11 protein-coding genes are annotated in these 15,057 nt (G+C 32.3%); 9 read left to right on the top strand and 2 right to left on the bottom strand.

Going from position 1 to position 15,057, the window contains the following annotated elements; genetic code table 11:
* The first annotated feature begins 226 nt into the window (after positions 1 to 226).
* The 9 genes from CLV86_RS10170 (at position 227) to CLV86_RS10130 (ending at position 12,289) form a co-directional block, all read left to right on the top strand.
* The gene (locus tag CLV86_RS10170) at positions 227 to 1,999 is read left to right on the top strand and encodes an AMP-dependent synthetase/ligase (protein WP_121052102.1); all 1,773 of its coding nucleotides are present in this window, start codon (positions 227 to 229) and stop codon (positions 1,997 to 1,999) included.
* A gap of 112 nt (positions 2,000 to 2,111) precedes the next feature.
* Positions 2,112 to 2,561 carry a MarR family winged helix-turn-helix transcriptional regulator gene (locus CLV86_RS10165; protein ID WP_076732424.1) on the top strand — a complete coding sequence of 150 codons (450 nt, stop codon included), beginning with the start codon at positions 2,112 to 2,114 and terminating at the stop codon, positions 2,559 to 2,561.
* Between the two features lie 4 nt (positions 2,562 to 2,565).
* Entirely contained in the window at positions 2,566 to 4,974 is a 2,409-nt protein-coding gene (locus tag CLV86_RS10160; protein ID WP_121052100.1) for a 3-hydroxyacyl-CoA dehydrogenase/enoyl-CoA hydratase family protein, read from the top strand.
* Positions 4,975 to 4,981: 7 nt separating this feature from the next.
* Positions 4,982 to 6,175, top strand: coding sequence for an acetyl-CoA C-acyltransferase (locus CLV86_RS10155; RefSeq protein WP_121052098.1), 1,194 nt, complete (start codon positions 4,982 to 4,984; stop codon positions 6,173 to 6,175).
* Positions 6,176 to 6,203: 28 nt separating this feature from the next.
* The gene (locus CLV86_RS10150) at positions 6,204 to 8,012 is read left to right on the top strand and encodes an acyl-CoA dehydrogenase family protein (RefSeq protein ID WP_121052096.1); all 1,809 of its coding nucleotides are present in this window, start codon (positions 6,204 to 6,206) and stop codon (positions 8,010 to 8,012) included.
* Positions 8,013 to 8,172: 160 nt separating this feature from the next.
* A complete protein-coding gene (locus CLV86_RS10145) occupies positions 8,173 to 8,700 on the top strand; it encodes a DUF421 domain-containing protein (RefSeq protein WP_121052094.1) in 528 nt (175 codons plus the stop codon).
* A gap of 95 nt (positions 8,701 to 8,795) precedes the next feature.
* Positions 8,796 to 10,445, top strand: coding sequence for a M1 family metallopeptidase (locus tag CLV86_RS10140; protein WP_121052092.1), 1,650 nt, complete (start codon positions 8,796 to 8,798; stop codon positions 10,443 to 10,445).
* A gap of 1 nt (position 10,446) precedes the next feature.
* On the top strand, positions 10,447 to 11,019 hold the full coding sequence (locus CLV86_RS10135; RefSeq protein WP_121052090.1) for a YdeI/OmpD-associated family protein: 573 nt from the start codon (positions 10,447 to 10,449) through the stop codon (positions 11,017 to 11,019).
* Between the two features lie 58 nt (positions 11,020 to 11,077).
* Positions 11,078 to 12,289 (top strand): bifunctional alpha/beta hydrolase/OsmC family protein, encoded by a 1,212-nt coding sequence (locus CLV86_RS10130; RefSeq protein WP_121052088.1) that lies wholly within the window; start codon positions 11,078 to 11,080, stop codon positions 12,287 to 12,289.
* A gap of 59 nt (positions 12,290 to 12,348) precedes the next feature.
* Here the strand turns inward: CLV86_RS10130 and CLV86_RS10125 are convergent, their stop codons facing one another.
* Complete coding sequence (locus tag CLV86_RS10125; RefSeq protein ID WP_121052086.1) at positions 12,349 to 13,815, bottom strand: sigma 54-interacting transcriptional regulator; 1,467 nt, start codon at positions 13,813 to 13,815, stop codon at positions 12,349 to 12,351.
* Positions 13,816 to 13,886: 71 nt separating this feature from the next.
* Positions 13,887 to 15,014, bottom strand: coding sequence for a vWA domain-containing protein (locus CLV86_RS10120; protein WP_121052084.1), 1,128 nt, complete (start codon positions 15,012 to 15,014; stop codon positions 13,887 to 13,889).
* Between the last annotated feature and the right edge of the window lie 43 nt (positions 15,015 to 15,057).

The raw sequence follows: 15,057 nt of genomic DNA, 5'->3' as shown, positions 1-15,057 counted from the left end.
ACTGTTTATCTTTACGAAGAATTTATGTAAAATTTATTTAATTAAATGAAAGTTAAGGGATTCATTTAAAAATAGTTAGTTATTAAATAAACAAAATTAAAACATAAATTCTTGCTATCAATCTATTAGCTGAGGAGCTGTTTTTAACAGCTCCTTTTTTTTCATACTATTTGAAATGCACTTAAAAATTCATACTTTGCAAGACTTTTAACTTCCAATAAAAAGAATGACAGAAATCACACGCCTTTTCGATTTTCCATATTATCAACTTGAAAAATATAATCTCGAAGCCGCTTTAGTAACTAAATACGACGGTATATGGACTCCTATGTCTACAAAAGAATATGTGGATAAAGCAAACGCGGTTAGTCGTGCTTTACTAAGAATGGGAATTCAAAAAAATGATAAAATTGCTGTAATTTCATCTACTAATAGAACCGAATGGAATATTATGGATATAGGAATTCTGCAATTGGGAGCACAAAATATTCCAATATATCCAACAATTTCATCAGAAGACTATGAGTATGTTTTAAATCATAGTGAATCTATATACTGTTTTGTTAGCGATGAAGAAGTTTTAGCCAAAGTCAATAAAATAAAAACTAATACAAAACTTAAAGAAGTATACTCTTTTAATCATATTGAAGGTTGCAAACATTATTCAGAATTATTTGAACTTGGTAAGGATAAAAGTAATCAAAACGAAGTGCAAGCAAGAATGGATGCGGTTTCTCCACACGATTTAGCAACCATTATTTATACTTCTGGAACAACAGGCAAACCAAAAGGTGTTATGTTATCTCATAATAATATAACAAGCAATGCTTTAGACGCATCGGAACGTTTACCTTTTATGAATAGTGAAGAAAATAGAATTTTAAGCTTCCTCCCTATTTGTCATGTATTCGAGCGTGTACTTATTTATTTGTACCAATACGCAGGAGCTTCAATTTACTTTGCAGAAGGCATCGATAAAATTGGTGATAACGCAAAAGAAATAAAACCTCATTTAATGAGTGTTGTACCTAGGTTACTTGAAAAAGTTTACGATAAAATCATGGCTAAAGCAGAAGAGTTATCTGGTGTTAAAAAAGCACTATTCTTTTGGGCCGTTAATTTAGGTGAGCAATGGCAACCTTATGGAGCCAATGGTGCTTGGTACGAATTTAAACTAAAAATTGCTAATAAACTTATTTTTAGCAAATGGCGTGAAGCACTTGGTGGAGAACTTAATACAATGGTATCTGGTTCTGCAGCTTTACAAGTAAGACTTTCTAGAATATTTTCTGCAGCAGGAATGCAGGTTATGCAAGGCTATGGTTTAACAGAAACATCTCCTGTAATCTCGGTAGAAATGTACCGAAATAATCATTTTAGATTAGGAACCGTTGGTAAACCTATAAAAAATGTTGAAGTAAAAATTGCCGAAGATGGAGAAATACTTGTTAAAGGACCTAACGTAATGTTGGGCTATTATAAAGATCCTGAAAAAACCACAAGTGTAATGACAGGAGACTACTTCCACACAGGAGACAAAGGCGAGATAGATACAGACGGTTTTTTAAAAATTACTGGGCGTAAAAAAGAAATGTTTAAAACCTCTGGTGGAAAGTATGTTATACCAACACTTCTAGAAAACGAGTTAAAACAATCTCGTTTTATAGAGCAAGTAATGGTTGTTGGAGAAGGAGAAAAAATGCCAGCAGCTATAATTCAACCTAATTTTGAATTTATAAAGGAATGGATTCAAAAAAAGAAAAAAAACATTGGTACCTCAAACCAAGAGATAACAGAATCTCAAGAAGTTATAGATAGAATTCAAAAAGAATTAGATATTTGTAACAATCATTTTGGTAAGTGGGAACGAATAAAACGATTCGAACTTACTTCAGAAGTTTGGTCTATAGAATCTGGACATCTTACTCCTACCATGAAAATGAAGCGAAGCGTCATAAAAGAGATTCATCAAAATCTTTACGATAAAATTTACAGATAAATAAAAAAAAGCTCCTTTAATTAGGAGTTTTTCATTTTATAAACAATATTTTCTTAATTTATTATGCGTGCATAGTAAATTTTTGTATATTTGAATATCAAAAATTTACTATATGAAAGATGCCACTATAGATTATGTACTTAGGACTACATGGTTAGCGGTAACCAAAATGTATAACGAAGAAGCCGCTAAATTTGATAGCACTATGGCTACAGGTTTTGCCCTACTAAGTATAGATCCTGTAAATGGTACGCCTTCTACTTCTCTTGGTCCAAAAATGGGTATGGAAGCAACTAGTCTTTCGCGTACTTTAAAAAATATGGAAAATAGAGGATTAATAATTAGAAAACCAAATCCTGAAGATGGACGTGGTGTACTTATATTTCTAACCGATTTTGGAAAAGAAAAACGTAATTATTCAAAAGAAAAAGTACTCACTTTTAATGAAACTATTAAAGCAAATGTAACTCAAGAAGAACTCGAAAATTTTCATAGAGTAGCAGAAATCATTAACAATATGATTTCAAACAAAAAAATATACAATCAAAAACAATCTGTTTAATATAATGAGCACACGTAGAATTAAAAAAATAGCAATTATAGGTTCTGGTATCATGGGATCTGGTATTGCATGTCATTTCGCAAACATTGGTGTTGATGTCTTACTATTAGATATTGTACCAAGAGAACTAAATGAAAAAGAAAAAGCTAAAGGCTTAACATTAGAAGACAAAGTGGTAAGAAACCGCTTAGTAAACGATGCCTTAACAGCATCTTTAAAATCTAAACCATCACCAATTTATCATCCATCATTTGCCAATAGAATTACTACTGGTAACTTAGAAGATGACATCGCTAAAGTAGCAGATGTAGATTGGATTATGGAAGTTGTAGTAGAAAGACTTGATATTAAACAACAAGTATTCGAAAAACTAGAAAAGTATAGAACACCAGGAACATTAATTACCTCTAACACTTCTGGTATTCCAATTAAATTTATGAGTGAAGGAAGAAGTGAAGATTTCCAAAAACACTTCTGCGGAACACACTTTTTTAATCCAGCACGTTACTTAAAATTATTTGAAATTATTCCAGGACCAAAAACAGATGCTTCTGTTTTAGAATTCTTAAATGGTTATGGTGAAAAATTCCTAGGTAAAACTTCGGTTATAGCTAAAGATACACCAGCATTTATTGGAAACCGTATTGGTATATTTAGCATTCAAAGTTTATTTCACACAGTTAAAGATTTAGATTTAACAATAGAAGAAGTAGATAAATTATCTGGACCAGTAATAGGTAGACCAAAATCGGCAACCTTCCGTACGGTAGATGTTGTAGGATTAGACACTTTAGTTCACGTAGCAAACGGAATTAGAGAAAACTGCCCAAAAGACGAACGTTTAGAGTTATTTGAATTACCAGATTTCATCAACACCATGATGAAAAACAAATGGCTAGGAAGTAAAACAGGTCAAGGTTTCTACAAAAAGCAAGTGTCGGCTGATGGTAAAAAAGAAATTTTATCATTAGACCTAAACACATTAGAATATAGATCTGCTCAAAAAGCAAAATTTGCAACCTTAGAACTTACAAAAACGATTGATAAAGTCGCAGATCGTTTTAAAGTATTAATAAAAGGAAAAGATAAAGCAGGAGAATTTTACAGAAAAAGTTTCTCTGCACTATTCGCATACGTTTCAAACCGTATTCCAGAAATTACAGACGAGCTATACAAAATTGACGACGCCATGAAAGCTGGTTTTGGTTGGGAACATGGACCATTCCAAATTTGGGATGCTATAGGTGTTGAAAAAGGAATCGAAATGATGCAAGCTGAAGGTTTAAAACCTGCAGATTGGGTTGCAGATATGTTAGAATCTGGTAGCGATAGCTTCTACTCTATTAAAGATGGAGCAACCTACTTTTACGATATTCCTAAAAAAGAACAAGAAAAAATACCAGGACAAGATAGCTTTATCATATTAGATAATATTAGAAAAACTACCGAAGTCTTTAAAAACTCTGGAGTATCTGTACAAGATTTAGGAGATGGTATATTAAACCTAGAATTCCAATCTAAAATGAACACTATTGGTGGCGATGTTTTAGCAGGAATTAATAAAGCCATTGATATGGCAGAAAAAGATTTTGCAGGTTTAGTAGTAGGTAATCAAGGACCAAATTTCTCTGTAGGAGCAAATATTGGTATGATTTTCATGATGGCTGCAGAACAAGAATACGATGAGCTAAATATGGCTATTAAGTATTTCCAAGACACAATGATGCGTATGCGTTATTCTGCAATACCAACAATTTCTGCACCTCACGGTATGGCACTTGGTGGTGGTTGTGAAATTTCATTACATGCAGATAAAATTGTAGCAGCAGCAGAAACTTATATGGGACTTGTAGAGTTTGGTGTTGGTGTTATTCCTGGTGGTGGAGGTTCTAAAGAAATGGCTTTAAGAGCATCAGACACCTTCAAAAAAGGAGATGTACAATTAAATACACTTCAAGAATACTTTTTAACTATTGGTATGGCAAAAGTATCAACTTCAGCCTACGAAGCTTTCGATTTAGGCATCATGCAAGAAGGTAAAGACGTGGTTGTAGTAAATAAAGATCGCCAAATAGCAACAGCAAAAGCACATGCAAAAATAATGGCAGACGCTGGATACACACAACCAGTAAAAAGAAACGATGTATTAGTACTTGGTAAACAAGCATTAGGTATGTTTTTAGTAGGAACAGATTCTATGAAAGATTCTAATTACATTAGTGAGCATGACATGAAAATTGCAAATAAATTAGCTTACGTTATGGCTGGTGGAGATTTATCTGAACCAACTAAAGTAAGCGAACAATATTTATTAGACTTAGAACGTGAAGCATTCCTTTCGCTTTGTACAGAACGTAAAACATTAGAAAGAATTCAACACATGTTAACAAAAGGTAAACCTTTAAGAAACTAAGAAAAAGATGAAAACAGCATATATAGTAAAAGCATATAGAACAGCAGTTGGTAAAGCACCAAAAGGCGTGTTCCGTTTTAAAAGAACAGATGAATTGGCAGCAGAAACCATCAAATATATGATGAAAGAATTGCCAAACTTAGACCCAAAACGCATTGACGATGTTATTGTTGGTAATGCAATGCCAGAAGGTTCTCAAGGATTAAATATGGCTCGTTTAATCTCTTTAATGGGATTAGATGTTGTAGATGTTCCTGGAGTGACTGTAAACCGTTTTTGCTCTTCTGGAGTAGAAACTATTGGTATGGCAACAGCAAAAATACAAGCTGGAATGGCAGATTGTATTATTGCTGGTGGAGCAGAAAGTATGAGTAGCGTACCAATGACAGGTTTTAAGCCAGAATTAAATTACGATACCATTGTAAAATCAGGTCATGAAGATTACTATTGGGGAATGGGAAATACGGCAGAAGCTGTAGCAAAACAATTTAATGTCTCTCGTGAAGACCAAGATGAGTTCGCATATAATTCTCACATGAAAGCATTAAGAGCTTTAGCCGAAGACCGTTTTCAAGATCAAATTGTACCTATAGATGTAGAACAAACATATATTGATGCTAACGGTAAAAAAGCAACAAAATCTTATACTGTAACTAAAGACGAAGGTCCACGTGCAGGAACAAACAAAGAAGCACTAGCAAAACTAAGAGCTGTATTTGCTGCTGGAGGAAGTGTAACTGCCGGAAACTCATCTCAAATGAGTGATGGCGCTGCATTTGTAATGGTTATGAGCGAAGATATGGTTAAAGAGTTAGGCCTTGAACCAGTAGCAAGAATGGTAAATTATGCCGCTGCAGGAGTTGAACCTCGTATCATGGGAATTGGACCAGTAAAAGCAATTCCAAAAGCATTAAAACAAGCTGGTTTAAAACAAGACGATTTAGCATTAATAGAGTTAAACGAAGCTTTTGCTTCTCAATCTTTAGCAGTAATTCGCGAATTAGACCTTAACCAAGATATTATAAATGTAAATGGAGGAGCTATTGCACTTGGTCACCCATTAGGATGTACTGGAGCAAAACTTTCTGTTCAACTTTTTGATGAAATGCGTAAGCGCGACATGAAAGGAAAATATGGAGCAGTAACGATGTGTGTTGGTACAGGTCAAGGTGCTTGTGGAATATTCGAATTTTTAAATTAATTAAAAGAACTTAATACAATACTATAAAATGGCAGATACAGAAAAAGATATCCTACGTGGAGGTCAATTCTTAGTAAAAGAAACAAAATGCGAAGATGTTTTTACTCCTGAAGATTTTTCAGAAGAGCAAAACATGATGAAAGAATCCGTAATGGAATTCAACGAACGTGAAATTATTGCTCACAAACCAAGATTTGAAGCTAAAGATTATGCTTTAACCGAAGAAGTTATGCGTAAAGCTGGAGAAATGGGATTTTTAGGCGTGGCCGTACCTGAAGCTTATGGCGGATTAGGAATGAGCTTTGTTTCTACCTGTTTAACTTGTGATTATATTTCTTCTGGTACAGGATCTTTTAGTACTGCTTTTGGAGCGCATACAGGTATTGGTACTATGCCAATTACTTTATATGGAACAGAAGCTCAAAAACAAAAATACGTTCCTAAATTAGCCTCTGGAGAATGGTTTGGTGCTTATTGTTTAACAGAGCCAGGTGCAGGATCTGATGCTAACTCTGGAAAAACTACAGCAGAACTTACAGAAGATGGTAAGTCTTACAAAATTAATGGTCAAAAAATGTGGATCTCAAATGCAGGTTTCTGTAGTGTGATGATTGTTTTTGCTCGTATTGAAGACGATAAAAATATTACTGGTTTTATAGTTGAATACGATCCTGAAAATGCTAATGGAATAACATTGGGCGAAGAAGAACATAAATTAGGTATTCGTGCAAGTTCTACGCGTCAGGTATTTTTTAACGATACTACAGTACCAGTAGAAAATATGTTAGCTGGTCGTGGTGAAGGTTTTAAAATCGCAATGAATGCATTAAACGTTGGACGTATTAAATTAGCTGCTGCTTGTTTAGATTCTCAAAGAAGAATATTAACTACAGGAGTACAATATGCAAACGAAAGAAAACAATTTAAAACACCTATTTCAGACTTTGGTGCAATTAAAGTTAAGTTAGCCGAAATGGCAACTAATGCTTATGCTGGAGAATCTGCAACATATAGAGCTGCTAAAAATATTGAAGATCGTATTGCATTGCGTGAAGCTGCAGGAAATACGCACCAAGAAGCAGAGCTTAAAGGTGTAGAAGAATATGCAATTGAGTGTTCTATTTTAAAAGTTGCTGTATCTGAAGATGTACAAAGTTGTGCAGATGAAGGTATTCAAATCTTTGGTGGTATGGGATTCTCAGAAGAAACTCCAATGGAAGCTGCCTGGAGAGATGCTAGAATTGCTCGTATTTACGAAGGAACAAACGAAATTAATAGAATGCTTTCTGTTGGTATGCTTGTTAAAAAAGCAATGAAAGGTCATGTAGATTTATTAAATCCTGCACAAGCTGTACAGCAAGAATTAATGGGTATTCCTTCTTTTGAAACACCAGATTACTCTGAGTTATTCTCTGAGGAGAAGGCAATGATAGCTAAACTTAAAAAAGTATTCTTAATGGTTGCTGGTGCTGCTGTTCAAAAATTTGGACCAGATTTAGAAGAGCACCAACAGTTATTAATTGCAGCTGCTGATATTTTAATTGAAATCTACATGGCAGAATCTACAATTTTAAGAACTGAGAAAAACGCTAAACGTACAAGTGAAAAAGAACAAGCTGTACAAATTGCCATGTCTAAATTATACTTATACAATGCAGTAAGTATTGTTGAAGGTAAAGGAAAAGAAAGTATCATTTCTTTTGCTGAAGGCGATGAACAACGCATGATGTTAATGGGACTTAAACGTTTTACAAAATATACAAATTACCCTGATATTGTTGATTTACGTAACGAAATCGCGGAAAAAGTAAAAGCAGAAAATAAATACTGTTTTTAATCTAGTTTTAATTTTTTAGTAGAAAAAAAGTCAATACTCATAGAGTATTGGCTTTTTTTATTAACTAAACTTTAGTTTTTATCAAGTGCTTTTAAGTAATCAAAATTGTAAATTTGAATATACCGCAACATTTTCACTAATATTTTAAAAACACTTTTTTATGGAATGGATATATAGTAATAGTGACCCAATCTTACAAACCTTAGTAGGTTGTTTTCTACTTTTTATAATAATTATATTTCTTACAAGAATTATTGGTTTAAGATCATTTGCAAAATTTACAGCATACGATTTTGCTTTTACAATTGCCATAGGTAGTATAATCTCTTCTACCCTTACCTCTTCAACATCTATCGCTCATGGATTTACCGCTATAGCTGGTTTACTAATACTTACTTATATTTTCTCTGTATTACAACGTAAAATACAACCTTTAAGTAAATTAATATCTAACGCACCAATACTATTAATGGATGGCAATACTATTTTAGAAGATAATTTAAAACATGCCAGAATTGAAAAAAACCAACTTATAGCTAAACTTAGAGAAGCAAATGTATTAAACTACAATCAAGTTGTGGCAGTAGTTTTAGAATCTACTGGTGCTATTTCAGTACTTCATAAAACAGAAAATAGCGACGAGAAATTTAATAAAGAATTACTTTTAGGAGTTAGAAAAACACCATAAAAATATTATATTTTAAAGTTTTAAAATATTTAAATAAGTTATTTAATCAAAAGACAACTTTTTATTTTTTACTATTTTTAGCTAAAATTTTATATATGAAAAATAATAAATTCCTTGTATTACTATTTACTTTATTTATAACTTCATTTTCGTTTTCTCAAGGTTTATTAGAAGAAAAAAATAATTTTACACATCAAGACACGCTTCGTGGTAGCATAACACCTGAGCGCGAATGGTGGGATTTAACGTATTACCATTTAGACATTAAGGTTAATCCAGAAGAGAAAACTATTGCTGGAAAAAACACAATAACCTATAAAGTTTTAAAGCCTTATCAGGTTTTACAAATAGATTTACAAGAACCATTAACGTTAACCAAAGTAACTCAAAACGATAAAGAATTAGAGATAAAACACGATGGCAACGCACATTTTGTAACACTTAAAAATCAACAAAACGTAGGAGACATTAATAGTGTTGTTGCATATTACAAAGGTAAACCACGTGAAGCTGTACGCGCACCTTGGGACGGCGGAATTTCTTGGAAAAAAGACAAAAACGGAAAACATTTTATTGCTTCATCTTGTCAAGGTTTAGGCGCTAGTGTTTGGTGGCCAAATAAAGACCATATGTATGATGAAGTAGACAGCATGGATATTAGCGTTACAATACCAAAAGGATTAATGAATGTTTCTAATGGAAGACTTAAAAGTATTGTAGATAATAAAAATGAAACCATTACAACCCATTGGCATGTTTCAAACCCAATTAATAACTATGGTGTAAATATTAATATTGGTGATTATGTTAATTTCTCTGAAGTTTACAAAGGCGAAAAAGGAGATTTAGACATGAACTATTATGTACTAAAAGACAACCTTGACAAAGCAAAAAAACACTTTAAAGACGCACCAAAAATGATGAAGGCTTTTGAGCATTGGTTTGGTCCATATCCATTTTACGAAGACAGTTTTAAACTTGTAGAAGTACCATATTTAGGTATGGAGCACCAAAGCTCTGTAACTTATGGAAACCAATATCTTAAAGGTTATTTAGGCAACGATTTATCTGGTACTGGTTGGGGATTAAAATTTGATTTTATTATAATACATGAAGCAGGACACGAATGGTTTGCTAACAATATAACTAACGTAGATATTGCAGACATGTGGATACATGAAAGTTTCACAGCATATTCCGAAAGTTTATTTTTAGACTATTATTATGGTACTCAAGCCTCTGCAGATTATGTTATTGGTACAAGACAAAGCATTCAAAACGATAGACCATTAATTGGAAAATACAATGTAAACAATGAAGGTTCTGGAGATATGTATTATAAAGGTGCAAATATGTTACACACCTTACGCCAACTTATAAATAACGACGAAAAATGGAGACAAATACTACGTGGTTTAAATAAAACTTTTTATCATCAAACCGTTACAACGCAACAAATTGAACACTATTTAGCACAAGAATCTGGTTTAAATTTACAAGGCTTTTTTGACCAATATTTACGCACTACAAAAATTCCTGAACTACAGTATACCATTAATGGAAAAAAATTAACTTACAAATGGAATAATGCAGTTAAAAACTTTGTAATGCCAATTCAAATTGAAGTTAATGGTATTTCACAATGGATTTCACCTACTCTAAAAAACCAAACCTTAAAATTAAAAACTAAAAAACCAAAAATTGTAGTGGATAGAGATTTCTATATTAAAACTAAAGCGCTTTAAAATGAATCAAGAAGAGCTCTATTTTAAAACAGATAAAGAATGGCGAGAATGGTTACATGAAAATCATGAAAACGATAATGGCATTTACCTTATCTTTTACAAAGTTGACCACGAAAAACAAAGCATGCGTTGGGAAGAAGCCGTAAAAGTTGCTTTATGTTATGGTTGGATAGATAGTACTGTTAAAAGTTTAGGTAATGGAAAACGCAGACAATATTTTTGCAAACGTAAACCCAAAAGTGTATGGAGTGCTGTAAATAAAAAACACATAGAAGTTTTAATTGCTGAAAATTTAATGCATAAAAAAGGAATTGACAGTATTGAAATAGCAAAGCAAAATGGCAGTTGGACAGCGCTTGACGCTGTTGAAAAAGGAATAATTCCAGAACTATTACAAACAGCATTTAATGTAAACCCAAAAGCATTTAAAAACTATAAAAACTTTGCTCCTTCTTACAGAAAAAGCTATTTATATTGGGTAAATCAAGCCAAACGAGAAACCACAAAACAAAAAAGAGTTGACGAAATTATAAAATTATGCGAAGCTAATATTAAGTCACGCGGAAATTGGTAAACCTTCTATTTTTGAAAGGCTAATTCTTTTTTACGACTGATTATAAAAACTAAAGCAAATGAACATTCAAAAAGTAACTTTCAAGAATACTAAAAACGAAACATTAGTTGGACGTTTAGAGCTGCCTGTTAATCAACATCCTCATAACTTTGTAATATTTGCACATTGTTTTACATGTAATAAAAACTTATCTGCGGTAAAAAATATAAGTAGAGAACTTACAGCTAATGGTTTTGGAGTATTACGCTTCGATTTTACAGGTTTAGGTGATAGCGAAGGTGATTTTGAAAACACTAATTTTTCTGGTAATGTTAAAGATTTAATTCATGCTTCAAATTTTTTAAAAGAACAATATAATGCTCCAAGCTTAATAATAGGTCATTCATTAGGTGGAGCTGCTGCAATTTTTACAGCTTCAAAAATAGAATCTATTAAGGCTGTTGCTACTATTGGCGCACCTTCAAATCCTAAACATGTTCAGCATTTAATACAAAGTAGCGTTGAAGAAATTAAAACTACAGGAATAGCAAATGTTAATATTGGCGGTAGACCTTTTACTATTAAAAAACAATTTTTAGACGATATTGAAACTAAATCTTTACCAGATGTTGCACAAAAACTTCGTAAAGCATTGTTGGTTATACACTCGCCACAAGATACAACGGTATGCATTCAAAATGCCGAAGATATTTATGTTGCAGCAAGACATCCAAAAAGTTTTGTTTCTATAGATGGTGCAGACCATTTATTATCAAACAAAGAAGATTCTAACTATGTTGGAAAAATTATTTCTAGTTGGGCTACACGTTATGTAAATATTCCTGAAACTGAAATTATTAATACACAACATGATGTGGTTGCAAGTTTAGATGCTTCTGAAGGATTTACAACTAAAATGAAAGTAGGCAATCATTACCTAACCGCAGATGAACCAACTAGTTTTGGTGGAAATGATTTTGGCCCTTCACCATACGAGCTTGTATCGGCAGGATTATCGGCTTGTACTGCTATGACTATACAAATGTATGCTAAACGTAAAGGTTGGGATATTGAAAATGTTGAAGTTCATACCAAATACTCAAAAACACATGCTGAAGATTGTAAAGATTGTGAATCTACTTCAGCAGAAATTGATACTTTTCATAGAGAAATAAAACTTATTGGTAATCTAGATGAAAAACAAATAAAACGTGTACTTCAAATTGCAGATAAATGTCCTGTTCATAAAACATTACATAGCGAAACACAGGTTATTACTAAGTTAATTTAAATACATTTTATATAAAAAAAAAGCGCAATTAAAATTAACTGCGCTTTTGTATTTAATATTTATAAACCGCTTATAAAACTTCCGTATGGATCTTTAAACTGGATACCTTCGGTATAACGGTATTTACTTAGTTGTTTATATTCTACTAAAGCCCATAAAACAAATTCTTTTACAAAATAGCTTTCAGTTTTATCTAAATTTGGTTGGTATTCTCCAAGTAAATCATCTAATGGAGTAATAGCATCTAATAAATGTTTGTACTCTTTATCTCTTAAATCGTCTAAAAGTTCAAAACCATCACGATTATTAAAAAACCATGATACTACATCGTCATACGAACTTTCGTCGCCTTGTTTTTGTAGCTTTTCAATTTTAGGAAAAAACTCTGGAAATAAGCTTTTTACGGCTTCACCTATTAAATTAAATGCAACTTTTGCAGCTCCTTCTTGTTCTCCTTCGTAAACTAATTCTACTTTTCCTGTAATTGCAGGAATAATACCTAAAAAGTCACTTAAACGTACCATTGTTTTTGTGTCTCCTGTTTTTAAAGCACGAAGTTCTGCTGTACTCAATAAATTTTCAAAAGCTGTAATACTTAATCTTGCACTTACACCGCTTTTAGCATCTATATATTCGCTTTCTCTGGCTTCAAAAACAATTTGCTCTAATAAATCTTTAGCCAATTCTGGAATGGCAACCGTATTTGTTTGTCTTTTATCTAGTTTTGCTTCTTGTTCTGTAATTATTTTTGCAGTTTCAATATCTTCTGGATAATGCGTTAAAATTTGAGAACCAATTCTATCTTTTAAAGGCGTTACAATACTACCACGATTGGTATAATCTTCAGGATTTGCAGTAAATATAAACTGCATATCTAAGTTTAACCTAAGTTTAAAACCTCGAATTTGTATATCGCCTTCTTGTAGAATATTAAATAAAGCCACTTGAATTCTGGCTTGTAAATCTGGTAATTCATTTATAACAAAAATACAACGGTTGGCACGCGGAATCATACCGTAATGAATTACACGATCGTCTGCATAACTTAGTTTTAAATTGGCTGCTTTTATTGGGTCTACATCACCTATTAAATCGGCAACAGTTACATCTGGCGTTGCTAGTTTTTCGGCAAAACGTTCGCTTCTATGTAACCATACTATTGGTGTATTATCTCCTTTTTCTTTTATTAATTCTATAGCAAAACGAGAGATTGGTTGTAATGGGTCGTCATTAATTTCGCTGCCTTCAACTACAGGAATATACTTGTCTAACAAATTTAACATTAAACGTGCTAAACGTGTTTTTGCTTGACCGCGTAATCCTAATAAGTTAATATTATGTCTAGATAAAATAGCACGCTCTAACTCTGGAATTACAGTATTTTCATAACCATGAACGCCTTTAAAGGTGGTTTCTTTATTTTTTATTTTTTCAATTAAATTATCTCTTAACTCATCTTTTATAGACTTACTTTTATATCCAGCTTTTTTTAATTCGCCTAAAGTTTTTATATTTTTTACTTCCATAGTTTTTTTTAAATCTTTTTCATTTAGTGATTAAAACTTTTCACTTTATAGCCCTATAATTTTTACTTGTTTTATCCTTTAATTCGTTTTTTTCTATTGGTTTCATAATCTTCAAATATCATTTCTCCCAATCCTTTTAATCCTGTATAAAATGCTTTACCTTGATTAGCTCTTGTAAATTCTTGAACAAACTGCATCAAATAATTATCTTGAGCAATCATGAATGTTGTTATTGGTATGTGTAATTTTCTAGCTTGTTGCGCCATAGCATAACATTTGTTTGTAATGTGTGGGTTTAAACCGTTACTATCTTTATAATAAGTACCATCTGGCAAACGCAAACAACTTGGTTTTCCATCGGTTATCATAAATATTTGTTTATTGGTGTTACGTTTTCTTCTTAACAAATCCATGGCTAATTGTAATCCTGCTACTGTGTTTGTGTGGTATGGACCAACGTTTAAATATGGTAAATCTTTAATTTTTATTGGCCAAGCATCATTACCAAAAACCAAAATATCTAAAGTATCTTTTGGGTAACGTGTTGTAATTAATTCGGCTAAAGCCATAGCTACTTTTTTTGCAGGAGTAATTCTATCTTCACCATACAAAATCATACTATGGCTAATATCTATCATCAACACTGTACTCATTTGAGATTTGTGTCTTGTTTCTTCGACTACCAAATCGTCTTCGGTAATAGTAAAGTCACCAATTCCATTATTTATTTGAGCATTTCTAAGGCTTTCTGTCATAGAGACTTTATCCAAGCCGTCACCATATTGGTAATTTCTAAAATCTCCGGTATGCTCATCTCCTATTCCAATACCTTTACTTTTATGGTTTCCGCTTCCACTTCGTTTAATTTTTCCAAAAATTTGATCTAAAGCAGCCTGACGAATTGCACGTTCTGTTTTTGCTGTAATGCCAATTCCTTTTTTGCCATCTGGTTTTATTTCTTCTCTTATAAAACCTTTTGCTTTTAAATCTTCAATAAAATCGTCTATTGTATAATCTGGCGTGGTAAGTTTATATTCTTTATCTAATTCTCTAAGCCAATCTATAGCTTCGTCAAAATCTCCAGAAGTATGTGTGATTAACTCTTTAAAAATATCAAAAAGTTTATCGAAAGGTGATTGCGAAGGTGCTTCATAATTTTTAAAAACAAAGCCCTTTTTCTGTATATTATTTTCTTTCATTGCATTATAAAAATACAACAAAATGCCATCAAAATATACCTCT

It is taken from the genome of Lacinutrix venerupis, from assembly GCF_003663945.1.
Classification (GTDB): Bacteria; Bacteroidota; Bacteroidia; order Flavobacteriales; family Flavobacteriaceae; genus Lacinutrix; species Lacinutrix venerupis.
The sequence above is the reverse complement of the archived record's forward strand: the minus strand, read 5'-3'. Positions and strand labels throughout refer to the sequence as shown.